At 69.9% G+C, this 22,666-nt stretch carries 23 protein-coding genes; 10 read left to right on the top strand and 13 right to left on the bottom strand.

Annotation, left to right across the window (positions count from 1 at the left end):
- Window positions 1-69: 69 nt before the first annotated feature.
- Window positions 70-1,065, bottom strand: coding sequence for a tetratricopeptide repeat protein (locus ACFVXC_RS40935; RefSeq protein WP_389916672.1), 996 nt, complete (start codon window positions 1,063-1,065; stop codon window positions 70-72).
- Window positions 1,066-1,435: 370 nt separating this feature from the next.
- On the opposite strand from ACFVXC_RS40935, the gene ACFVXC_RS40930 reads away from it, so the two are divergent.
- A complete protein-coding gene (locus tag ACFVXC_RS40930) occupies window positions 1,436-2,068 on the top strand; it encodes a TetR/AcrR family transcriptional regulator (protein ID WP_389916670.1) in 633 nt (210 codons plus the stop codon).
- A gap of 111 nt (window positions 2,069-2,179) precedes the next feature.
- Here the strand turns inward: ACFVXC_RS40930 and ACFVXC_RS40925 are convergent, their stop codons facing one another.
- Together ACFVXC_RS40925 and ACFVXC_RS40920 are read right to left on the bottom strand one after the other, a co-directional pair.
- The gene (locus ACFVXC_RS40925; protein ID WP_389916668.1) at window positions 2,180-3,187 is read right to left on the bottom strand and encodes an SDR family NAD(P)-dependent oxidoreductase; all 1,008 of its coding nucleotides are present in this window, start codon (window positions 3,185-3,187) and stop codon (window positions 2,180-2,182) included.
- Complete coding sequence (locus ACFVXC_RS40920; protein ID WP_389916703.1) at window positions 3,184-4,383, bottom strand: glycosyltransferase; 1,200 nt, start codon at window positions 4,381-4,383, stop codon at window positions 3,184-3,186. Before ACFVXC_RS40920 ends, ACFVXC_RS40925 begins: the two co-directional genes overlap by 4 nt.
- Before the next feature lie 79 nt (window positions 4,384-4,462).
- On the opposite strand from ACFVXC_RS40920, the gene ACFVXC_RS40915 reads away from it, so the two are divergent.
- A complete protein-coding gene (locus tag ACFVXC_RS40915; RefSeq protein ID WP_389916666.1) occupies window positions 4,463-5,203 on the top strand; it encodes a response regulator transcription factor in 741 nt (246 codons plus the stop codon).
- A complete protein-coding gene (locus ACFVXC_RS40910; RefSeq protein WP_389916664.1) occupies window positions 5,200-6,585 on the top strand; it encodes a sensor histidine kinase in 1,386 nt (461 codons plus the stop codon). Before ACFVXC_RS40915 ends, ACFVXC_RS40910 begins: the two co-directional genes overlap by 4 nt.
- Window positions 6,586-6,600: 15 nt before the next feature.
- Here the strand turns inward: ACFVXC_RS40910 and ACFVXC_RS40905 are convergent, their stop codons facing one another.
- The 4 genes from ACFVXC_RS40905 to ACFVXC_RS40890 form a co-directional block, all read right to left on the bottom strand.
- On the bottom strand, window positions 6,601-7,701 hold the full coding sequence (locus ACFVXC_RS40905; RefSeq protein WP_389916662.1) for an alpha/beta fold hydrolase: 1,101 nt from the start codon (window positions 7,699-7,701) through the stop codon (window positions 6,601-6,603).
- Between the two features lie 175 nt (window positions 7,702-7,876).
- Entirely contained in the window at window positions 7,877-9,577 is a 1,701-nt protein-coding gene (locus tag ACFVXC_RS40900) for a methylmalonyl-CoA mutase (RefSeq protein ID WP_389916660.1), read from the bottom strand.
- Between the two features lie 74 nt (window positions 9,578-9,651).
- Window positions 9,652-9,984 carry a DUF3817 domain-containing protein gene (locus ACFVXC_RS40895; RefSeq protein WP_389916658.1) on the bottom strand — a complete coding sequence of 111 codons (333 nt, stop codon included), beginning with the start codon at window positions 9,982-9,984 and terminating at the stop codon, window positions 9,652-9,654.
- Between the two features lie 141 nt (window positions 9,985-10,125).
- Entirely contained in the window at window positions 10,126-10,638 is a 513-nt protein-coding gene (locus ACFVXC_RS40890) for a MarR family winged helix-turn-helix transcriptional regulator (RefSeq protein ID WP_389916656.1), read from the bottom strand.
- Here ACFVXC_RS40890 and ACFVXC_RS40885 point away from each other — a divergent pair.
- Together ACFVXC_RS40885 and ACFVXC_RS40880 are read left to right on the top strand one after the other, a co-directional pair.
- Window positions 10,532-10,906: a hypothetical protein gene (locus tag ACFVXC_RS40885; RefSeq protein WP_389916705.1), complete on the top strand. Its 375-nt coding sequence runs from the start codon at window positions 10,532-10,534 to the stop codon at window positions 10,904-10,906. The genes ACFVXC_RS40890 and ACFVXC_RS40885 overlap by 107 nt on opposite strands.
- Before the next feature lie 99 nt (window positions 10,907-11,005).
- Complete coding sequence (locus ACFVXC_RS40880; RefSeq protein WP_389916654.1) at window positions 11,006-12,037, top strand: glycoside hydrolase family 6 protein; 1,032 nt, start codon at window positions 11,006-11,008, stop codon at window positions 12,035-12,037.
- 28 nt (window positions 12,038-12,065) lie between these two features.
- On the opposite strand, the gene ACFVXC_RS40875 is transcribed toward ACFVXC_RS40880, so the two are convergent.
- From ACFVXC_RS40875 to ACFVXC_RS40860, 4 genes are all read right to left on the bottom strand, one after another.
- The gene (locus ACFVXC_RS40875; RefSeq protein WP_389916652.1) at window positions 12,066-14,024 is read right to left on the bottom strand and encodes a galactose oxidase-like domain-containing protein; all 1,959 of its coding nucleotides are present in this window, start codon (window positions 14,022-14,024) and stop codon (window positions 12,066-12,068) included.
- Between the two features lie 3 nt (window positions 14,025-14,027).
- Window positions 14,028-15,863, bottom strand: coding sequence for a glycosyltransferase family 2 protein (locus tag ACFVXC_RS40870; protein WP_389916650.1), 1,836 nt, complete (start codon window positions 15,861-15,863; stop codon window positions 14,028-14,030).
- Between the two features lie 289 nt (window positions 15,864-16,152).
- Window positions 16,153-16,446 (bottom strand): MTH1187 family thiamine-binding protein, encoded by a 294-nt coding sequence (locus ACFVXC_RS40865; protein WP_389916648.1) that lies wholly within the window; start codon window positions 16,444-16,446, stop codon window positions 16,153-16,155.
- Window positions 16,443-16,787 carry a DUF3817 domain-containing protein gene (locus tag ACFVXC_RS40860; RefSeq protein WP_389916646.1) on the bottom strand — a complete coding sequence of 115 codons (345 nt, stop codon included), beginning with the start codon at window positions 16,785-16,787 and terminating at the stop codon, window positions 16,443-16,445. The genes ACFVXC_RS40865 and ACFVXC_RS40860 overlap by 4 nt, the downstream gene beginning before the upstream one ends.
- Window positions 16,788-16,970: 183 nt before the next feature.
- On the opposite strand from ACFVXC_RS40860, the gene ACFVXC_RS40855 reads away from it, so the two are divergent.
- The 4 genes from ACFVXC_RS40855 (at window position 16,971) to ACFVXC_RS40840 (ending at window position 19,673) form a co-directional block, all read left to right on the top strand.
- Entirely contained in the window at window positions 16,971-17,609 is a 639-nt protein-coding gene (locus ACFVXC_RS40855; RefSeq protein ID WP_389916644.1) for an AIM24 family protein, read from the top strand.
- A gap of 1 nt (window position 17,610) precedes the next feature.
- Window positions 17,611-18,261 carry an AIM24 family protein gene (locus ACFVXC_RS40850; RefSeq protein ID WP_389916642.1) on the top strand — a complete coding sequence of 217 codons (651 nt, stop codon included), beginning with the start codon at window positions 17,611-17,613 and terminating at the stop codon, window positions 18,259-18,261.
- Between the two features lie 8 nt (window positions 18,262-18,269).
- Window positions 18,270-19,076, top strand: coding sequence for an AIM24 family protein (locus tag ACFVXC_RS40845; RefSeq protein ID WP_389916701.1), 807 nt, complete (start codon window positions 18,270-18,272; stop codon window positions 19,074-19,076).
- A 120-nt stretch (window positions 19,077-19,196) separates the two neighbouring features.
- Entirely contained in the window at window positions 19,197-19,673 is a 477-nt protein-coding gene (locus tag ACFVXC_RS40840) for a MarR family winged helix-turn-helix transcriptional regulator (RefSeq protein ID WP_389916641.1), read from the top strand.
- Window positions 19,674-19,676: 3 nt separating this feature from the next.
- Here ACFVXC_RS40840 and ACFVXC_RS40835 read toward each other — a convergent pair whose 3' ends face one another.
- Both ACFVXC_RS40835 and ACFVXC_RS40830 read right to left on the bottom strand, forming a co-directional pair.
- Entirely contained in the window at window positions 19,677-21,113 is a 1,437-nt protein-coding gene (locus tag ACFVXC_RS40835) for a sensor histidine kinase (RefSeq protein WP_389916639.1), read from the bottom strand.
- Complete coding sequence (locus tag ACFVXC_RS40830; RefSeq protein ID WP_389916637.1) at window positions 21,110-21,805, bottom strand: response regulator transcription factor; 696 nt, start codon at window positions 21,803-21,805, stop codon at window positions 21,110-21,112. The genes ACFVXC_RS40835 and ACFVXC_RS40830 overlap by 4 nt, the downstream gene beginning before the upstream one ends.
- A 145-nt stretch (window positions 21,806-21,950) precedes the next feature.
- Between ACFVXC_RS40830 and ACFVXC_RS40825 the strand changes: the two genes are divergently transcribed.
- Complete coding sequence (locus ACFVXC_RS40825) at window positions 21,951-22,616, top strand: PepSY domain-containing protein (protein WP_389916635.1); 666 nt, start codon at window positions 21,951-21,953, stop codon at window positions 22,614-22,616.
- The last annotated feature ends 50 nt before the right edge of the window (window positions 22,617-22,666 follow it).

Raw genomic sequence — 22,666 nt, 5'->3', positions numbered from 1 at the left:
CAGCGAACGGGCCGACAGGACCGGATCAGCGGGACCAGATCAAGAGGGGCCGGGTCGGACCGGACCCGATCAGAAGAGCACCCGTGCGAGCTGCGTGCGCGCCGCGCTCACCCGCGGGTCGTCCGAGCCGACCACCTCGAGGAGTTCGAGCAGCCGCACACGCGCGGCGTCCCGCTCGTCGCCCGCCGTACGCCGGACCGCCTCGATGAGCCGCCCGAACGCGTCCTCCACATGACCGCCCACCAGATCCAGGTCGGCGGCGGCGATCTGCGCGGCCACGTCAGCGGGACGGTCGGCGGCGTCCTTGCGGACCTGCTGGGCGTCCAGGTCCTGGACGCGCTGCAGCAGCTCGGCCTGGGCGAGGCCGAGCTTGGCCTCCGTGTTGCCCGGGTCGTCGTTCAGCACATTGCGGTACGCCTGGACGGCGCCGCCCAGGTCACCCGCGTCGAGCGCCTGGACGGCGGCTTCGAGCAGGGCGTCGTAGGGACCGGCCGGGACCTCGGCGACGGCGGCCTCCCGCTGCTCCCCGCCCTCGCCGTCCTCCGCGTCCGGGTCGACGACGACGCCGGTCAGACCGAAGCGCTCCTCGCCGACCTGGATCAGCTGGTCAAGGGTCTGGCGGATCTGCTCCACCGGGGCGGCGCCCTGGAAGAGCGGCAGGGCCTGTCCGGCCACCACCGCGAAGACGGCCGGGATCCCCTGGACCCCGAACTGCTGCATGAGCATCTGATTGGCGTCTACGTCGATCTTGGCGAGGACGAAGCGGCCGTTGTACTCCCGCGCGAGGCCTTCGAGCAGCGGGCTCAGCTGCTTGCACGGCTCGCACCACTCGGCCCAGAAGTCGATGACGACGGGCACTTCACTGGAGCGCTGGAGGACCTCGCGCTCGAAGCCCGCCTCGTCGACGTCGATGACGAGGCTCGACGGGGAGACGCCGGAAACCGCGCCCCCGCCCTGCCTGGCCGCTTCGGCGCGCGCCTGCTCCGCCTTCGCCTTGGCCTCTTGGGCCGCCTTCACGGCGGCGAGGTCGACGACTCCGCTCATGGACATGTTCCGTGGCTGCATGAGTACATCCTCCCCCAAGCCGTACGGGAACCGCGCCCGTCCGAAGCCCCCCGCCGGATTGCGGGGCCGCGGACGGTCGTGACGCCAAGGTCCCGAGGAGGACCGATGGTTGTCGGCGCGGGGTCCCCACCCCGTGCCGCTCTGCTTTTCACTGTGGTTGTCGCTCTTCACTCTTCGCTCGCCGCGAAAGATGGTGGGCGTCGAGGAATTGCCGTTCGTCCCGCCCACATCTCTTTCGCTACGAGTCGTAGCGTAACTGCCGGGCGCGGTCGCGTGGGCGGCAGGCTCGCGCGAACTACGGTGATCTGCCTCACGCGCCGCCGGTCGCCACCGCTCCGGCCTGTTCCGTACTGACCGGTATGGTCACGGGATGCAGAGCCGCATCCCCCCTCCCGTCCGCACCGGCGGCCGACCCCGCAACGCCGCGGCGGACACCGCGATCCTGGAGTCGACCCGCCAGGCCCTGGTCGAACTGGGCTGGTCCAAGCTGACCCTCGGCGACGTCGCCATGCGCGCGGGTGTCGCCAAGACGACGCTCTACCGGCGCTGGGCGGGCAAGAGCGAGCTGGTCGTGGACGCGGTGGCGGAACTCTTCGACGAGCTGGAGCTGCCGGACAGTGGCAGCCTCGCGACGGACATCGAGGGAGTGGTGCTCCAGTTCGCGGCGCTGCTCGGCCGCCCCGAGACGAAGACCGCGCTGATGGCGGTGGTGGCCGAGTCGACGTCGGACGAACCTCTGCGGGAACGGATCCGTACGTCGATCGTCGACCGCCAGAAGCGGCTCGTCCTGGCGGGGCGCAAGCGGGCCCAGGACCGGGGCGAACTTCCCCACGAGCCCGACCCCGACGCCGCGGGACGTACGGCCGACCTCATCTTCGACGTGATCGCGGGCGCGGTGGTCCACCGCGCCCTGGTCAGCGGAGAGCCGGTCGACGAGGACTGGGCCCGCCGCTTCACGCTGCTCTTGCTGGGCGGGTTGGCCGCGGCGGCGGGCCAGCCGTAACTGGCCGGGGGCCTTCAGCAGGGGGAGCAGGGGTCCTCCAGCAGGGGGCCTTCCACTGCGGCTGCCGCTACGTTTCAACTGGCCTTGTGCCGCCGGCCCGCGGGCAGAGGTTCAGACCTGGTAGCGGTCCGCCGCGAAGAGGCGGAGGTTTTCGGCGACCCATGCCGACGTCTGCTTCAGGCCCTCCCCCAAGGACACCGACGGAGTCCAGCCCGCCCAGTCCCTCGCCCGCGAGTTGTCCGAGAGCAGCCGCTGGACCTCGCTGCCCGAAGGGCGCAGGCGTGACGGGTCGACGACCACCCTCGCCTCGCGGCCGGACGCCGCGATCAGCGCCTCCGCCAGATCTCCGATCGAGATCTCCTGCCCCACCCCCAGGTTCACCGCATGGCCGACGGCCGCCTCGCACACCGCCAGCGCCATGAAGCCCCGCGCGGTGTCCGTCACGTACGTGAAGTCCCGCGTCGGGGAGAGCGAGCCCAGCTTGATCTCGCGCGCGCCGGAGTGCAGTTGGGCCAGGATCGTGGGGATCACCGCACGTGCCGACTGCCGGGGCCCGTACGTGTTGAAGGGGCGGACGACCGTCACCGGCAGCTCGAACGCGTGCCAGTGCGAGAGCGCCATCATGTCGGCGCCGATCTTCGAGGCGGAGTACGGGGACTGGGGCTGGAGCGGATGGTCCTCCGAGATCGGGGCGGTCAGCGCCGTCCCGTACACCTCGCTCGTGGACGTGTGGACGAGCCGCCGCACCGAGTGCCGCCGACACGCCTCCGCGACGTTCTCCGTGCCGACGACGTTCGTCTGGACGTACGCCCCCGGGGAGTCGTACGAGTAGGGGATCCCGATCAGCGCCGCCAGATGGAAGACCGTGTCACAGCCCTCCACCGCGTCCATCACACGCCCCGCGTCCCGGACGTCGCCCGCGAGCATCTGCACACGCGGGTCCCCCATCAGATGGGCGAGATGACCCTTCTCCGCGTACGGCTTGTAGTGCACGAAGGCGCGGACCTTCGCCCCCTGCTCCAGGAGCAGATCGACGAGCGTCGAGCCGATGAAGCCCTCGGCTCCGGTGACGAGGACGGTGCGACCGGCCCAGCTGAACGTCGTTCCCGTGTTGCTCATGCGTACTCCAGGTGCGAGAAGTGGGGTGTGTGGTGCGTCAGTCGGATGACTCGTTCGGCGAGCAGGTCCGCCGCCCGCGCGTGCGGGCCCGGATCCGCCGCCCCGCTCATGGCGGCGAGCCGCGCCGGATCGGCGAGCAGTGGCCCGACAAGCTCAGCGAGCCGCGCCGCGGTCGTCTCGCCGTCGGGAAGGAGCAGTCCCGCGCCCGTGTCGGACAGGACGCGCGCGTTGTGGGTCTGGTGGTCGCCCGGCGCGTGCGGGTAGGGGACGAGGACGGCGGGGACCCCGGTGGCGGCGAGTTCGGCCACGGTCGCCGAGCCCGCACGGCAGACCACCAGGTCGGCGGCGGCGTACGCGAGGTCCATCCGGTCGAGGTAGGGGACGGCGCGGGCGGTCCCCTCCGCACCCGCCTCCACCAGACGCCGCCGCGTCTCGTCGAGCGCGGCCGGCCCCGTCTTGATCAGCAGTTGTACGTCCGCGCGGTGCCGCCAGCGTGCCGCGAGCCCGACGGCCGCCTCGGTGAGCCGGGCCGCGCCGAGACTGCCGCCGTTGAAGAGCAGCATCCGGGCCCCCTCCGGCACCCCGAACTCCCGGCGGGCCGCGGCCCGCAGCGCGCCCCGGTCGAGCGCGGCGAGCGGCGCCGCGATGGGCATCCCGGTGGTGTGGGCCCGCTCCCCGCCCGGCAGGTGCTCTCGGCTGCGGTCGAAGGCCACCGCGATGTTCGGGGTGAGACGGGCCGCGAAACGGTTGGCGCGGCCGGGGACGGCGTTGGACTCGTGGATGAGGCTCGGAAGACCGGCCATCCTCGCGCCGACGATGACGGGAGCGCTGGGGTAGCCGCCCATCCCGACGGCGACCTGCGCGCCCTGCTCCCGCAGGATCGCCCGGCACTGGGCGCCGGACTTCACCAGGGCGGCGGGCAGGAGGAACCGCTTGGCACCGAGCGACGGGTCGAACGGGATCATGTCGACGGTGTGGAGCCGGTACCCGGCGTCCGGTATCAACCGGGTCTCGAGCCCCCGCCGCGTACCGACGAAGGAGACGACCGCGTCCGGCACGGCACGCCGCAGGGCGTCGGCGAGGGCGAGCCCGGGATAGATGTGGCCACCGGTGCCGCCCGCGCCGATGACGACGGAGAGAGGGGCGGCGGCCCCTGTCCCGGGAGATCGCGTACCGGGTCGCGTATCGGGTCGCATATCGGGTGTTCGCATGGCAATGGAGCATTACGAGCAGGTCTAAGAGGGTTTTAAGAGCAGCGTTTGGCACCTTTGGCCCATGAGCTTCACGAGCAGGCCGGGCCCACCCCTGACCGGCGGTGGTCCCCCGCCGGCCAAGGTCCTGGTCGTCGACGACGATCCCGAGGTCCGCGCGGCGGTCGAGGACGCCCTCACGATCGAGGGGCACGTGGTCCGCGGCGCCGCCGACGGGCAGCGCGCGCTCAGCGCCATCGCCCGGTGGGAGCCGGACCTGGTGGTCCTGGACGTGATGATGCCGGTCATGGACGGCCTCGCCGTCTGCCGCCAGATGCGCGCCCTCGGCGACCGCACACCGGTCCTCGTCCTCACCGCCCTCGGCTCCGTCAGCGAACGCGTCGACGGCCTCGACGCGGGCGCCGACGACTATCTGGTGAAGCCCTTCGCCCTCGACGAACTCGTCGCCCGCGTCCGCGCCCTGCTGCGCCGCGCCGCCCCGGAGCCGCACTCCCCCGCCGACGGCGACGACCTCGTGTACGCCGATCTCGTCCTCGACCCCGCGACCCGCACCGGCCGCCGCGGCCACCGCGCGGTCGAGTTCAGCCGCACCGAGTTCGCCCTGCTCGAACTGCTCCTGCGCAACGCGGGCCGGGTGCTTCCGCGCGAGCTCATCCAGGAGTCGGTCTGGGGGCGCGACTTCGGGCCCGACTCCAACTCCCTGGCCGTGTACGTCGGTTACCTGCGCCGCAAACTGGAGTCGGGCGGCGAACCACGCCTTGTGCACACCGTGCACGGCGTCGGCTACCGGCTCGGCAGCCCGTGAGCGCCCGGCGCGGGCTCGGCGCCCGGTGGCGGCGCAGGCGTCCGCTGCGCACGCGGCTCGCGCTCGCGGCGGCGGCGGCCGTCGCGCTTGTCGCGGTCGGGGTGTGCGTGGCCGCGTTCCTCGTCATCCGCTACAAGCTCTACCAGCAGCTCGACCAGAATCTCGCCCAGTCGGCGACCCTCATCGCACAGCAGCGGAACTACGACAACGAGCCGGGGGTCGTCACGGGCGAGTGCCGCTTCCTCGGCGCCCCCGCCTGCTCGCAGATCGTCCCCGCCGCCCCCGCGAACGACCCGTCGAAGCCGTATCTGCTCCCGGTCACCGACTCCACCAGGAAGGTCGCGAGCGGCGACACGGCGCCGTACTACACGAGCCTGACGCTGCACGGGAAGCCGACCCGGATGTACACCACCACCTACGGCAAGGGCGACGCCGTGCAGGTCGCCCTGCGCGCCGACATCGCGGAGCGCGGGGTGCGGCAGGCCGCGGGGCTGCTCTCAGCGGTGGGCGGCGCCGGAGTGCTCCTGTCGGGGCTCGGCGGCTACTGGGTCTCGCGCACCGGCCTCGCCCCGGTCGCCCGCCTCACCGCCACGGCGGAGCGCATCACGGCGACCCGCGACGCCCGCCACCGCATCGAGCTGCCGCCGGGCCCCGCGGGCCGCGAGGACGAGGTGACGCGCCTGGCCGCCTCGTTCAACGCGATGCTGGCCGAGCTGGAGAAGTCGGTCACCGCACGCCGGCGCCTGGTCGCCGACGCCTCGCACGAACTGCGTACGCCACTGACCGCACTGCGTACGAACGCCGAACTCCTCGCCCGCGCGGACCGGTTGACGGACGCGCAGCGCGAAAGGGCGTCCGGCGCGCTCGGCCGCCAGCTCCGCGAAGTGACCGGCATGGTCAACGACTTGATCGAACTGGCCCGCGACGAGGAGCCGCAGCCGCTCCTGGAGGAAGTGCGGCTCGCGCCCCTGGTCGCCCATGTCGTGGACGCGGCACGTGGCCACTGGCCGCAGGTGCCCTTCACGCTCCACATGACGCCGGACACCGACGGCACGAGCATCCCCGGCGTCCCCGCGCGCCTGTCCCGCCTCGTCACCAACCTCTTGGACAACGCGGCCAAGTTCAGCCCGCCCGGCACCCCCGTGGAGGTCTCCCTCACACCGGCCGCCCTGACGGTCCGCGACCACGGCCCCGGTATCGCGGAGGAGGACCTGCCCTACGTCTTCGACCGCTTCTACCGCGCCGAGAAGGCCCGCGCCCTGCCGGGCTCGGGCCTCGGCCTCGCGATGGCCCGCCAGATCGCCCACGCGCACGGAGCGGAGCTCTCGGCACAGAGGGCGCCGGGCGGGGGCGCACTGTTCAGACTGACGCTGCCCCGCTAGAGGCCCTGGTCGTTCTCAGCTGTTCTTCCAGGCACAGCTGCCCAGCGTGGCCTTGCCCTTGGCGACGAGCCGGTCGGCCTCGTCGGCGGGCAGTACGCGCGTGTGCTTGCCGCGGCAGACGACCGTACGGTCGCCGTGTCCTGCCAGGTCGACCAGGATCTGGTCCCAGTGGCGGTACTGCACGTCGTGCCCGGAGTCCGCGTACGTGCGCACCTTCGCCTTGCCGGGCAGCGCGTCCTGCCAGGTCTTGAGGGTCGCGGGCGGCACCGTGGTGTCCTTCTCGCCGCCGTAGAGGTACACGGGGGCGTCGAGCTTCTTGAGGTCCGGGCCCGGCCGACCGCAGTACAGCTTCTGCTCGTGCACCTGCGGCGCGGGGTCCGCCTGCTGGCCGCGCTGGTTGTAGGTGCGCGCGCCTTCCTCGTACGCCGTGTCGGCGAAGCCCGGTATCGACTTGACGGGGCTGTCGTCCGGGAACGCCCACCACTTGCGCGGGTCCTTGATGGAGTCCTTCACGGTGTCGGCGAGCTCGTCGTCGGACATCGAGCAGTACTCGGGCTTCGTGCCGTAGGGCGGCAGGGCCGCCGCGAGGTGCAGGGCCGAGACGCGGTCGGGGGCGCGCCCGGCGAGCTCCGCCGCGTAGGGACCGCCGCCCGAGATCGCGATGACGCTCACGTCGTCCACGCCGAGCCTGTCGAGCACTTCGAGGGTGTCGTCGGCGAAGTCCGCCTTGCCGAGCTTCTTGTCGTACTCCGTGTCGCCGAAGCCGTTGCGCTCGACGGAGATGAGGCGCAGGCCCAGGTCCTCGCGGGTCGTCCGGAAGAAGTCCGTCATGTGCGCGGCACGAGCGCTCGTGCCGGTCCCGCCTATGAAGAGGACGGGCTTGCCCTTCTTGTTCCCCGTGTCGGAGTAGTGCGCCGTCCGGCCGTCCGAGAGCTTCGCCGCGTGCACGGCGGGGCCGAGCGAGTCGAAGGTGTCCTGGACCTTCGGCTCCGCGGGCGGGCTCGCGCTGACCTCGCCTGAGCCATAGACCGTCAGCGCACCGAGAAGCGTGAGCGTGGCGGCTCCGATGGCGATCACAGCGGTACGAGTGGGGCCGGGCAGGCTCACGGGTGACACAGGGTGACTCCAGGGGCAGGACGGGTCGACGGGCGGCGCCTACCCAGCCCCGTGTATCTGACACCCACAAATTTCGGCCGGGTTCCAAGAGGACCCCGCGGGGCCCCCGGGCGCGCGGGGAACTGCGCGACCAGCCACGACGGCCCGCAGATCCCCACACCCCGGAGCACCCGAACTAGAACCCGGGAGGCTCGGTGTAGATCCCCCACTCGTCCCGCAGGACACCGCAGATCTCCCCGAGGGTCGCCTCGGCCCGCACCGCCTCCAGCATGGGGGCGATCATGTTGGACCCATCGCGGGCGGCGGCAAGCATGGCGTCGAGCGTGGCCCGCACCCGCGCTTCGTCCCGCGCCGAGCGGCGAGCACCAAGGACCTTGACCTGTTCCCGCTCCACCTCGTGGGAGACCCGCAGGATCTCCAGGTCGCCGGTGACGGAGCCGTGGTGGGCGTTGACGCCGACCACCCGCTTGTCGCCCTTCTCCAGGGACTGCTGGTACTGGAACGCCGACTCGGCGATCTCACCGGTGAACCAGCCGTCCTCGATGCCGCGCAGGATGCCGGAGGTGATGGGCCCGACGGGGTGCTCCCCGTTCGGATGCGCCCGGCGCCCCCGCTCCTTGATCTGCTCGAAGATCTTCTCGGCGTCGGCCTCGATGCGGTCGGTCAGCTGCTCGACGTACCAGGAACCGCCGAGCGGGTCCGCCACGTTGGCGACGCCCGTCTCCTCCATGAGCACCTGCTGCGTGCGCAGCGCGATCTCGGCGGCCTGCTCGCTCGGCAGCGCGAGGGTCTCGTCCAGGGCGTTCGTGTGCAGGGAGTTCGTGCCGCCGAGGACCGCGGAGAGCGCCTCGACAGCGGTGCGTACGACGTTGTTGTAGGGCTGCTGTGCCGTCAGCGAGACGCCCGCGGTCTGCGTGTGGAAGCGCAGCCACTGGGCCTTGTCGGTCTGCGCGCCGTACACGTCCCGCATCCAGCGGGCCCAGATCCGGCGCGCGGCACGGAACTTGGCGATCTCCTCGAAGAAGTCCAGGTGCGCGTCGAAGAAGAAGCTGAGGCCGGACGCGAAGCCGTCCACGTCCATGCCGCGGCTCAGCCCCAGCTCGACGTACCCGAATCCGTCGGCGAGCGTGTACGCGAGCTCCTGCGCGGCCGTCGCCCCGGCCTCGCGGATGTGGTAGCCGGAGACCGACAGGGGCTTGTACGCGGGGATGTCGCGCGCGCAGTGCTCCATCAGGTCGCCGATGAGGCGCAGATGCGGCTCGGGCTGGAAGAGCCACTCCTTCTGCGCGATGTACTCCTTGAAGATGTCCGTCTGGAGCGTGCCGTTCAGGACGGCCGGGTCGACGCCCTGCCGCTCGGCGGCGACCAGGTACATGCAGAAGACGGGGACGGCGGGTCCGGAGATCGTCATCGACGTCGTGACGTCACCGAGCGGGATGTCCTTGAACAGGACCTCCATGTCGGCGGCCGAGTCGATGGCGACCCCGCAGTGCCCGACCTCGCCGAGGGACTGCGGCTCGTCGGAGTCGCGGCCCATCAGGGTCGGCATGTCGAAGGCGACGGAGAGTCCGCCGCCGCCGGCGGCCAGGATCATCTTGTAGCGCTCGTTCGTCTGCTCGGCGTTGCCGAAGCCCGCGAACTGGCGGATGGTCCAGGTCCGGCCGCGATAGCCGGTGGGGTGGAGGCCGCGGGTGAAGGGGTACTCGCCGGGCCATCCGATCCGTTCGAATCCCTCATAGGCGTCCCCGGGCCGTGGCCCGTAGACCGGCTCGACCGGGTCGCCGGAGAGCGTGGTGAAATCCGCGTCGCGCTTCTTCGCGGTGTCGTACCGGGCCTGCCAGCGACGGCGGCCCTCCTCGATGGCGTCAGCGTCCATACTCTTGAATTTACTAGGACGTCCTAGTAAATGTCGATGGCTCACCGCCACGGACCTGTCCGTGGCGGTGGAGGTTACGCCTTCGCGGTGACCGGGGAGCCGTCGACGATCAGCGGCTCGACCTCGCGCACGACCTTGCGCTCGACGAAGAACGCGGCCGTCGGGATGGTGCCGGAGACGAGCACCCACAGGAGCTTGCCGAACGGCCACTTCGCCTTGGAGCCCAGGTCGAAGGCGAAGATCAGGTAGATGATGTAGAGGACACCGTGGACCTGGGAGACGACCAGCGTCAGGCCCTCGCCCTTCTCGAAGCCGTACTTCGCCACCATGCAGGCGCACAGGATGAGGAGCATGACGGCGGTGACGTAAGCCATCACCCGGTAGCGGGTCAGCACGCTGGATTTCATGGCTACGAGCGTAACCGTCCGAAAAATCCCCGCGCCCGCGGGGAGCACATCATGCCTCTCGTGCTCCGCACCCGCCTGGCGTGGCCACCCCCGCGTCGGCGGGAACAACGCGCTGACCCGCGAAAACGCCGACGGGCCCGCTCAGCCCCTGTCCTCGAAATCCTCCGCGGCCACCCGCAACGGCCGCAGCGTCGCGAAGATCTCCGCACACTCCTCGGCGTCGTACACCCCGAGCCCGAAGTCCATGGCCATCAGCTCGCGCGTGGCCTCCTCGACGACCTCGCGGCCCTTCTCCGTGATGGAGGCGAGGGTGCCGCGCCCGTCGTTCGGGTTGGGGCGCTTGTCGACAAGACCGGACTTGACCAGGCGGTCGACGGTGTTGGTGACGGACGTGGGGTGGACCATCAGACGCTCGCCGATCTTGGACATCGGCAACTCACCGGCCTGCGAGAACGTAAGCAGGACCAGCGCCTCGTACCGCGCGAAGGTCAGTCCGTACGGCTTGACGACCGCGTCGACCTCGGCGAGCAGGATCTGCTGCGCACGCATGATCGAGGTGATCGCGCCCATCGCCGGTACGGAACCCCAGCGCTGCTTCCAGAGTTCGTCGGCGCGGGCGATGGGATCGAAGGGAAGACTGAGCGGCTTCGGCACGACAAAGACCTTACCCGCCGGTCACATGCTGGTCAGCCCCGTCTCGAAATTCGGTCGCCTGTTCCTGCGGGCCGGGGGATCCACCGGCAGTCGACGCGGAGACGCCGACCGTCGCGCGGTCGGCGTCTCGCGGCGGTACGGGCATCAGGTGCTCTACGAGCGGACCCCGCTGGGCATCGCGCCGGCGAGCGGAGGCGGCGGCGAAAGCGGGGGCAAGGGTGGCGAGGACGGCGGCGAAGGTCGCGGTGACGGTGGCGGCGGTATCTGACCATCTGACGGAGCCCGGTCCGGTCGGCCCGGTGTCGCAACCGAGGGCGATTAGACCGTTATGTAACGATTGCCCCTCACCGTCGCCCAAGGGGTCCTGATGCACCGGCTGCTCCGCACGTTCACCGCACTCACGGCCCTGACGGCCCTCGGGCTCACGGCAGGGTGCTCATCCGACTCCGGCGCGAAGGACGAGGAGAGGACTGCCGCCGAGGCAGGTCCCTCCACGGACGCCGCCAAGAAGGCCCCGCAGAACGCCTTCTGGGTCGACCCCCAGAGCGCCGCGGCCCGGCAGGTCAGGCAGTGGGAGCAGGAGGGCCGCACCCAGGACGCCGCCGCGCTGAAGCGGATCTCCGAGCAGCCCATGGCCGTGTGGCCCGCGGGCGACGACCCGGCCCCGGACATCAAGGCGGCCGTCGACGGCGCCTCGAAGGCGGACCGAACCGCCGTACTCGTCGCGTACAACATCCCGCACCGCGACTGCGGGCAGCACTCCGCGGGCGGCGCGCACAGCTCGGACTTCTACCGGCAGTGGATCGACAAGTTCGCGGGCACCATCGGCGACAAGTCGGCCGTCGTCGTCCTGGAGCCGGACGCGATCCCGCACATCGCGGACGGCTGCACCCCCGCCGAGTACCACGCCGAGCGCTACCAGCTGCTCTCCGACGCCATCCAGCGGCTCAAGCGGCAGCCCCAGGTGAAGGTCTATCTGGACGCGGGCAACCCGGGCTGGATCACCCAGGCGAGCAAGCTCGCCGAACCGCTCCAGCGGGCCGGGATCGCGCAGGCGGACGGCTTCTCGCTGAACGTGTCGAACTTCCAGGACGACGACACCATCAAGGCGTACGGCCGCGGCCTGTCGGGCGTCGTCGGCGGCAAGCACTACGTGATGGACACCAGCCGCAACGGCAAGGGCCCGCTCGCCGGTGACCGTGCGGACGCCTGGTGCAATCCGCCGGGGCGCGGTCTGGGCACCCCGCCCACGGACAAGACCGGTGAGGCGCTGCTCGACGCGGTCCTGTGGATCAAGCGGCCCGGCGACTCGGACGGACCGTGCAGGGGCGGCCCGGCGGCGGGCCAGTGGTGGCCCGACTACGCGCTCGGTCTCGCGCGCAACGCCAAGGCCACCTGACCGCCCGCCCGACCAGGGGCCACCAGGGCTACTTCACGTGAATCCACTTCGCCTCCGACGACGAGCCGTCCTGGTCCGTCACGAACAGCATGTACCAGCCCGGCGGCACAAGGGCGGTGTCGCCCTTGGGCACGTCCACCGTCACCGAACCCTTGCCCTTGGTGAGGCCGAGCGCGATCGACCGCTGCTCGACGTCCGTCGTGTGCGTCACCGCGCTGGGACGCATCAGACGGGCCGACGCGATCTTCCCGGGACTCTTCGTACGGAACGTCGCGCGGCCGTCCGCCGCCAGCTGCTCCGGTCCTTCGCCCAGGACCGGACGGTTCTCGCCCGCCTTGTGCAGCGTGGGCGGCGTGAAGACCTCCATGCGCTGCTCGAAGTGGCCGAGTTTGGTGTTCTCCTGGTTGTCGAAGAGCGGGTCCGAGCCGAAGGTGACGACGCGCCCGTCGGGCAGGAGCAGCGCCTCTGAGTGGTAGTTGCGGCCCACCTCGGGGGACGCCGCCGCGCGGAAGCTGTTGGTCTTGGGGTCGTAGAACTGCGCCTTGTGGATGTTGCTCCCGCCGCGGCCGCGGTAGTCCTTGGAGCCGTTGGACGTGAACACCGAGTCGTCCGGCAGGATCACGCTGTTCAGGTAGCGGGTGCCCTGCGGGAGTTCGGGCCCTGTCTTGAAGGCGGGGCTGTCCTGCTTGAGGTCCACGACGGCTGTGCGCTTGGTCGCCTTGTCCGACTCTCCGACGCCTCCGCCGCCCATGATCATCACCTTCTGGTCCTGCGCCGGGGGCAGCAGGAGGGAGGCGGATGTCTCGGTCTGGTCGAGGTCGACGAGGCCGGGGATCTTGTCGAACTTGTTGGTCTTCAGGTCCCAGAGGCCGGGTGCACGGCCCTTGTCGGCGGGCCCGTAACCCGCGTTCGACGCCGGGTAGAAGAGCTTGCCGCCCTTGGTGAGGAAGAGCGCGGGATAGGTCGGGAAGTAGCGCTTGGGGCCGTCGGTCCACTTCTTCGTCTTCGGGTCGTAGATCTCGTTGTCGCCCGGGTCGATCATGCCCACGTCGTCGAGTCCGGAGACCGCGAGCACCTTGCCGTCGTCGAGACCGACGAGCGTCGGATACCAGCGGGCCTTCTTCATCGGGTCCACGGGGACGTACTTCTCCGCCTTCGGGTCGAACTCGTACGCCGCCTTGATCCCCTGGAAGTCCTGCTTGTCCATGGTGATCTTCTCGGCGATCCCGTACGCGTTGTCCGCGTCCTTGCCCTTGAGCCCCTCGATCTCGTACTGCGCCGCCTTCTCGGTGATGAACTCCTTGCCCTCCCTGGCGCCTTCCACGAAGACACGTGCCTCGCTCGCCTTGACCTTCGTCTTCCAGGGGTTCATCGCACCGGATTTGGAGTACGTGATCTCGTAGTCGCGCTTGGCCCTGGGGACCTTGACGTCGAACTTGCTCACGTACTCGATGCCCGACGGCGAGCGGAAACGGGTGCCCTTCTTGAGGACGAGGGTCTTGTCGGGGTTCTCGTTCTTGACGCGCATCCCGCCGCCGGCATGAGTGAGCTCACCGTCGAGGAGTTCGTAGCGTGCCGTGCCGCCCGCGACCAGGAGGCGGCCGTCGGGGAGTTGGGCGTGCCCCGAGCAGAAGAAGTCCTCCGGGGTCGCGACCTTCTTGAAGGTGTCCGTCTTCGGGTCCCAGAGGATCGTGTCGAACGACCCCTTGTCGAACTTCTTCTGCTCGTTCCCGGAGCCCGCGACGATCAGGACCTTGCCGGTGTGCAGGAGCGCGGCGTGGATGGCGTTGGTGCGGAACTCCTCGGGGATGCCGATCTGTTTCCAGGAGCCGTACTTCGCCTTGTAGCCGGGCTGGGCGATCTCGTACTCGTGGTACTTCTCCTCGGCGAAGGAGAGCGCCGCCGGGGCGTTGAGTCCTACGAGCAGCGTGCCCGCGCCGACGCCGAGGAGCGTCTTCCTGGTGCGCTGAGAGGGCCGGTAAGCCATGGGTCAGTTCCCTCCTGTCGTGGTACCGGTGGCGAACGCCGGCTCCGGCTCGCCCTCCGCGCCCGGGGCTCCCAGGGCTTCCGCGTCCTGCCTGCCGCGCTGCCGCGCCTGCCTGCGGGCCTCGCCGCGCGCCCTGCGCTCCCCGAGCAGCGAGAAGCTCCAGATCGCTATCGGGGCGAGCGAGATGACCATCGCCAGTACGGCCCAGGTGCGCATCGCCACATGGGTGTGGCCGAGCACGAACGAGGCGACGAGTGAACTGGCGAGGACCGCCGCCCAGAAGAGGTGGATCCGGAAGGTGAGCACCCGGTCGGGGCTGGCGTCGCCGCCCTTGGGGGTGACCACGAAGCGGCTCGGGCGGCGCAGGACGGCGGCGCCGAGCGACTTGGCGTAGATGGGGGCGGAGAGCGCGGACATCGCCATGCCCGCGAGGCCTCCGGAGCCCTCCGGTTCGTGCGGGGAGACGTTGTGGCGGCGGTTCCAGAGGTAGAGGCCCACCTGGAGCGCTGCCGCGTCGCTGTAGAGCATCAGCCAGACGGATGCGGCGACCTGCGTGCCGGACGCGCCGAACCAGAGGAACAGGACGCAGCTCAGCACGCCGAGAAGCCAGTTGACGGCCGTCATGGGGTAGTAGACGAGCATCATCGTGTACGAGAAGAGGCGTCCTGGCGGCATCGTGAACGGTGCCTTCCAGTACTGCTTGAAGAGCGTCTCGTACGTCCCTCGTGACCAGCGCAGCTGCTGCGTGAAGAAGTCCGTCCAGGAGGCGGGCCCCTCACCGACGGCGAGCACGTCCGGGGTGTAGACCGACCGCCAGTGTCGCCTGGTGGCGGGGTTTTTGTGGCGGTGCAGCTCGAAGCCGGTCGCCATGTCCTCGGTGATGGAGTCGTACAGGCCGCCGACCTGACGGAGCGCCGTGATGCGTACGACGTTGTTGGTGCCGACGAACATGGGCGCGCGGTAGCGGTTGCCGGCGCGCTGGATCAGGGCGTGGAAGAGGAACTGCTGGGACTCGGCGGCCTTGGTGACGGGGCTGTCGTAGTTGCCGTACACCTGCGGCCCGACGACGAACGCCACGTCCTCGTCCCGGAAGTAACCCATCATCCGTTCCAGGAAGTTGGGCAGCGGGACGTGGTCGGTGTCCACGGAGGCGAAGAAGTCGTAGTCGCCGCCGTGCATCGCGAGCCAGGCGTTGTAGTTGCCGTGCTTGGTGCGGGCCTTGTGGGCGCCCTTCTCGCGGTTCCACTCGGGGACGCCGTTGCGGGTGAAGTGGCGTACGCCGAGTTCGGCGCAGAGCGCCTTGGCCTCGCCGTCGTCGCCCTCGTCCAGGAGCCAGACGTCGAGGGGCCCTGTGTGCTCTATCCGCTTGGCGCCTTCGAGGGTGGCGCGGACCATGCTGAGGGGTTCCTTGCCGGGAACGTACGTCGTGAGGAACGCGACGCGGGTGCCGGGTTCGGGGGTGACCGGGATCGGGTCCCTCGCCATCATCGTCGCGTGGGCGATCGAGATGACGTTGACGAGCATGAACAGCTCGATCAGGCCGATGGCCACGAGCATCGTGATGTCGAGACCGATGAGCCAGCGGTCGGCGCCCTCGCGTTCCGTCCAGTGGGTCGGCCAGACGAGGTAGACGAGCAGGAGGCCGGTGAGGACGGGCGCGAGCGTCATCAGGATGACGGCCCGTATTCGGTGGGGCTCGCTGGAGAGCAGCTTGGTGTACTGCACCCGATAGCGGCCTCCTTCGCCGCTGCCGCCGCTTTCGCCGCCGTCGCCGTCCGGCTCGGTGAGCGGTCCGGCGAGTGTGCTGTGGGTGTCGTAGTCGTAGCCCTCCGGCCGCACAGCGCCCTCCAGGTCGTGGGTGATCTGGGTCTGGCAGGTTCAGATACGAACAAGCCGATAACCTCACAAAAGGGGAGTTTTCTCGGCGTGTCGAACCAGATGCGTCCGTGCGAGCGGTTTTAGGGTGAACGGTTTGGCTGCGGTTGCGGGGTGAGGGTGCGGCTGCTGAGGGCGGCGGCAAGGAGAAAGCCCCCGCCGGATGAACTCGGCGGGGGCTCTTCGCGGTACGGGGCGGCCACTCGGAGAGGGGCGGCCACCGGGCAAGGTGTGGCTACCGGGCAAGGTGTGGCTACTGGGAGAGGTGCCGCTCCACCGTCTCGACCTTCGACGTCAGACCGTCGCTCACCCCGGGGCGGATGTCCGCCTTCATGACCACGGAGACACGCGGCGCCCGCGCCTCGACCGCGGCGACGGCACGCTTGACGACGTCCATCACCTCGTCCCACTCGCCCTCGACGGACGTGAACATCGCGTCCGTCCGGTTGGGCAGACCCGACTCGCGGACGACGCGGACCGCGTCGGCGACGTACTCCCCCACGTCCTCGCCGACGCCGAGCGGAGTCACGGAAAAGGCGATGATCATGCGCCCACGACCCCTTCGCGGCGGGCGCGCGACGCGATCACCGCGGCCTCGGCCTCACCCTTCAGCTTCCGCTCGGCGAAGAAACCGCCGGTCGGCAGGACGGAGAGGACGAAGTAGAGGGCGGCCGTCTTCAGGTTCCACTTCGTACGGTTCCAGGCGTCGAGCCAGAAGAGCACGTACAGGACGAAGAGCACGCCGTGGACCATGCCCATCACCGGTACGGCGTTGAATTCCGTGGTCCGCTTGAGCACCGAGCAGACGATCAGGAGCAGGAAGGAGATGGCCTCGGGAGCCGAGACCAGGCGGAGGCGGCGGAGTGCGGAAGCGGTCTTGATGTCCACGGATCACCTTCGGAGGGAGGCGGGGGCGAGGGGCGGGGCCGCTCGACGGCATCGATCTGTCGATCTGTCGATCTTGTGAATGCGCGCACAAGCGACCCCCATTGTGACATCGGGGCATTCTCGGGGTTCGCTCAGGGGCCGTTGCCCTGTTCCGACCCCATATCCGACGGCTACCGTCGATACGTGGCAACGTTCCGACTGCAAGGCAGCAGGGTGCTCGCCGTGGACATGTCCGGCGACGCCGTCAAGGCGAAGAACGGCTCGATGGTCGCGTACGACGGCCAGATGGCCTTCAAAAAGATGACGGGCGGCGGCGAGGGCATCCGGGGCATGGTGAACCGGCGCCTCACCGGCGAGCAGATGACGGTGATGGAGGTGAAGGGGCACGGCACCTGCTGGTTCGCCGACCGCGCCACCGAGATCAATCTCGTGGAGCTGCGCGGCGAGAAGCTCTTCGTCGAGGCGGGCAATCTCCTGTGTACGGACGCGGCCCTGCGCACCGGCACCCAGTTCACCGGCGTCCGCGGCGCCTCACAGGGCAACGGCCTGTTCACCACGACCGTCGAGGGCTCGGGCCAGGCGGCGATCATGTCCGATGGCCCGGCGGTCGTACTGCGGGTCAGCCGGCAGTATCCGCTGACGGTGGACCCCGGGGCGTATGTCGCCCACCAAGGAGACCTCCGCCAGAACCTCCAGTCCGGCGTCACTTTCCGTACGTTGCTCGGCGAGGGCGGCGGCGAGGCCTTCCAGATCCGCTTCGAGGGCGAAGGACTCGTCTACGTCCAGCCCAGCGAGCGGACCACGATCGCGGGGGACGTCTGACATGCCCTTCCAAGAGATCAACTCGAAGATGGTCGAGGCGACCGTCCTCCCGGGCCAGCGGCTGTTCAGCCAGCGCGGCGCCATGCTCGCCTACAAGGGAGAGGTCGAGTTCACCCCCAACATCCAGGGCGGGCAGGGCGGCCTCGGTTCGATGATCGGGCGCAGGCTCGCCAACGAGGCGACACCCCTGATGACCGTCGAGGGAAGCGGCACCGTCCTCTTCGGGCACGGCGGCCACCACATCCAGGTGATCAGCCTCTCCGGAGACACCCTCTACGTGGAGGCGGACCGGCTGCTCGCCTTCGACGGCACACTCCAGCAGGGCACGATGTTCATGGGCTCGCAGGGCGGCGTCATGGGCATGGTGCGCGGCCAGGTCACCGGGCAGGGCCTCTTCACGACCACCCTCAAGGGACAGGGCTCGGTCGCGGTCATGGCGCACGGCGGAGTCATCGAGGTGCCGATCACCCCGCAGCGCCCGGTCCATGTCGACCCGCAGGCATATGTGGCGCACCACGGCGACGTACGCAACAAGCTCTCCACAGCGCTCGGCTGGCGCGACATGGTGGGCCGCGGCTCGGGCGAGGCCTTCCAGCTGGAGCTGTCAGGAAGCGGTGCGGTGTACGTCCAGGCGTCGGAGGAGAAGCTGTGAACCCCTCAATGCCCTCGGGAGCGCCCGCGCCCCTCGACCCGATGTCGCTGCCGAGCGACGACAGCGTGAACGCGTACACCTTCTGTGTGGAGCTCAAGGGGAGCCAGTGGTTCCTGCAGAAGGGAAAGATGATCGCCTACTACGGGTCGATCGAGTTCAACGGCATCGGACACGGCCGTCTGGACCGCCTGGTGCGCACGAGTTTCCATTCGCCCCTGCACGCGAGCGACTGGGTGGTCGCCGACGGCCAGGGCAAGATGCTCCTCGCCGACCGGGCCTTCGACGTGAATTCGTACGACCTCGAAGACGGCAACCTGACCATTCGCTCGGGCAACCTCCTCGCTTTTCAGCCAACTCTCGCGCTCAAGCAATCCATCGTTCCCGGCTTCCTGACCCTGATCGGGACCGGCAAGTTCGTTGCCGCTTCGAACGGCCCCGTGGTGTTCATGGAGCCGCCGATCCGGGTCGATCCACAGGCCCTGGTGGGCTGGGCCGACTGCCCCTCGCCCTGCCATCACTACGACCACGGATACCTGACCGGAGTCATCGGGGGCGTGCGGGCGCTGAGCGGGATCGGTGGGACATCCGGGGAGGAGCACCAGTTCGAGTTCGTGGGCGCGGGCACGGTGCTTCTGCAGTCCTCGGAAGCGCTCATGACCGAGCAGGCGACGGGTGCGGTGCCGCAGCAGGCGGGCGTGCCGGGCGGCCAGGGAGCACCGGGGCAACGCAGCCAACCCGGTCAACACGGGCAGCAGCCAGGACAACCGCGCCTTCCCGGACAACTGGGGGACCTCCAGCGTCGCTTCGGCCTGTGAGCGGTAGTCTGCGGAGTGTGACGGCGAACGTCTGTGCCCCTCTGTCATCTGGGGGGTGCGAGGCGCGTGTCACACACCGACATTCGTTCACCTTTCAACTTCTTAGGTAGAATCGATTCCATGGAGACCGAGACGGCCCCGCAGTGGCTGACCAACGAGGAACAGTGCGCCTGGCGCACCCACGTGGAGGTCAACAGGATGCTGACATATCAGCTCGAGAAGGACCTCCAGCCGTTCAACCTGACCATGAACGACTACGACATCCTCGTGCATCTCTCCGAGACGGACGAGAAGCGGATGCGTATGAGCGATCTCGCCGCCGCCACGCTGCAGTCCAAGAGCCGGCTCTCCCATCAGATCACCCGAATGGAGAACGCGGGTCTGGTCCGCCGGGAGAACTGCGAGTCCGACCGGCGCGGGCTCTACACCGTCCTCACGGACGAGGGCATGGAGACCATGCAGCGGGTCGCCCCGCACCACGTCGACTCGGTCCGCCGGCACTTCGTCGACCTGATCTCACCCGAGGCGCTCGGCGAACTCCACAAGGCCCTGACCCCGATCGCGGAACACCTCCGCGCCCAGCGGGGCAAGCCCTGACCCTCATCCTCGCCGGGAATCAGCGGCGCCCGGGACCCTGAGCTCGAAGAGCGCTCCCCCACCGGGAGCCTCCCGGACCGTGAGGGTCCCGCCGTGGCGCGCGGCGACATCGCGCGCGATGGCGAGGCCCAGACCCGCCCCGCCGTCATCCCGGGCGCGGGCGTCGTCGAGGCGTACGAAGCGTTCGAAGATCCGGTCGCGCTCGCTCTCCGCCACGCCCTCCCCGTCATCAGAGACCTCAAGGACCGCCCACGTGCCGTCGGCGCGGGTGGTCACCGTGACATGTGAGCGGGCGTGGCGCTGGGCGTTGTTCACGAGGTTGCCGAGCACGCGTGACAGCTGGCCGCGGGAGCCGGTGACCTCGACGTTCGCCAGATCCGTGCGGACGTCGACACGATCCCGCGTCCGCTGCGAAAGCTCCTCGCGAGCAAGCGCCGCCAGGTCCACCCGCCCTCCGCCCGGCTTCTCACCAGCGTCCAGACGGGCGAGGAGAAGCAGGTCGGCGGCCAGTTCCTGAAGTCGTACGGTGTCCTCGACCGCACCGTCCACGTCCAGCAACTCCGGGTGGGCCGCGCCCACTTCCAGCTGGGTGCGCAGCGAGGCGATCGGGCTGCGCAGTTCGTGCGAGGCGTCGGCCACGAAGCGGCGCTGGCGTTCCACCGAAGTCTGCAGGGCGGCGAGCGTCTCGTTCGTGGTCGTGGCAAGACGGGCGATCTCGTCGTGCGTGTCCGGCTCGGGCACGCGGCGCGCGAGGTCCTCGGACGCGGTGATCGCCGCCATCTCGGCGCGGATCGCGTCCACCGGGCGCAGGGCGCGGCGCGTCACGAGCCAGGTCACCCCGGCGATGACGGCGAGCAGCAGCGGGAAACCGATGAGCATGGACGTCAACGCCGTGGACACCGCGCTCTGCCGGGCGGCGAGCGGGGCGCCCGCGTAGACGGTGAGGTCGCCCTTGCTCTCGGTGTTCACCTCGACCGCCGCGAAGCGGTAGTCCGCCGTCTCGCCGTCGACGGTGGCGGAGCCGGTGGTGACGCGCGCCGGGTCATCGGAGATCTCTCCGGGTTCGAGCGCCTCGCTCTCGTCGTCGTCATCGTCGTCGCCCTTGGGGGGCGTGGACGCCGGCCGGGGCTTGACGGCGTCGACTCCCGTGCCGCTGACGCGCTCCAGGTCTTCGCTGGCGGCGACGAGCCGTCCGTCGCTGTCGACGACCTGGACCGGCTGGTCCTCGTCGTCGAGTTCGAGTTCGCCGTACGGCGCGTTCCCGGCGAGCCGCGAGGCCACCCCGCGGGCGCCGGACTCCGCCTGGCCGCTCGCCTGGTCGGTCAGATTGACGCGCAGCGAGAGCAGCACGGCGGCTCCGGCGGCGACCAGCGCGATGGCGACGACAAGGGTGGCCGCCGTGGCGGCCCGGGCCCTCACAGAGCAGAAGAAGCGCTTCATCGGGGGGTCTCCAGGCGGTATCCGGCGCCGCGCACGGTCTTGATGAGCGACGCTCCGAGCTTGCGCCGCAGGGCGCTGATGTACACCTCGACGATGTTGGGGTCGCCCTCGTAGGCGAAGTCCCAGACGTGTTCGAGGATGTCGCCCTTGGAAACCACCTCGCCCACCCGCAGGACGAGCTGCTCAAGGACCGCGAACTCCTTGGCCGTGAGCGTCACTTCCCTGTCCTCGCCGTCCTCACCGTCCTCGGCGTTCTCGGCGCGGAAGACGCGGCGCGCGGCGGTGTCGACCTTGAGGTCGCCGAGGGTATGGACGGGCGAGGGCCCGCCGTTGCCGCGGCGGCGCAGGAGCGCCTTCACGCGGGCCACGAGCACGACGTACGAGAAGGGCTTGGTGAGGTAGTCGTCGGCGCCCGTGTCGAGCCCCTCGGCCTCGTCGTACTCCCCGTCCTTGGCGGTCAGCATCAGGATCGGCACGTCGTGTCCCGCGGCTCGGAGGGTCGAGCAGACGCGGTAGCCGTTCATGCCGGGCAGCATGATGTCGAGGATGACCAGGTCGTACGATCCCTCGCTCGCCCGGTGCAGTCCGTCGAGGCCGTCGTGCACGACGTCCACGGCGTAGCCCTCGGCGGTCAGGCCCTTGGCCAGGGACAACGCGAGACGCTTCTCGTCTTCCACGATCAACAGGCGCATGCGTTCAGGGTCGCAGAGCGAACCTGAAGAGTTCTTCAGGTGGCTTCAGCCTGGCTTCAGGGTCGTTCAGCCAGATTGGTTCTTGTCGAAAGCGAACGGCAGCGGCCCACCGGCCGCGGAGCCACCGACTCGGGAGGAACCCCTCATGAAGCGCAACATCGTCATCGCCACCGTCGCGGCCCTGGCCCTCGTCGGGGGCGGCACCGCGACAGCGCTCGCCAACAGCGGCGACGACGAGTCGTCGGCCGCCGCCGAGAAGTCCAGCGTTCAGCTGAAGAACAACGACCGGGACGACGACCGGGACGACGCCAAGGAGAACACCACCGAGGTGAAGGCCGCCAAGGTGACGGCGGCCGACGCGATCAAGGCGGCACTGGCGAACCAGTCCGGCACGGCGGTCTCCGCCGAGCTTGACGACGAGGACAACGGCGGTCTGGTCTGGGACGTCGACGTGCTCGGCAAGGGCAGCACCTGGCACAGCGTGCAGGTCGACCCCGGTACGGGCAAGGTCCTTGGCTCGCACACCGAGCAGGACGACGACGGCGACGCGGGCCGTGTGGCCGCCGCCCTGAAGGGTGCGTCCACCTCGGCGGAGGACGCGGCGAAGGCTGCCGCCGCCAAGGGCACGGTGACCTCTGTGGACCTGGACGACGACGGTACGGCCGGGGCGTGGGAGGCGGAGACCTCCAACGCCAAGGGTGCGGAGTCCGACTGGAAGGTCGACCTGCAGTCGGGCAAGGTCACGGCTGACCGCTCCGACAGCCACGGTGACTCGGACGACAACGGCTCCGACTCCGACTCCGACGACTAATAGCCCCGTCGCAACGCGGGCGGGCCCCGCAGGGATCTCCCTGCGGGGCC

Origin of the sequence: Streptomyces sp. NPDC058257 (assembly GCF_042881845.1) — a bacterium.
Taxonomy (GTDB): Bacteria; Actinomycetota; Actinomycetes; order Streptomycetales; family Streptomycetaceae; genus Streptomyces.
Note: the sequence above shows the minus strand (reverse complement) of the source record. Positions and strands in the feature narration are given on the sequence as shown.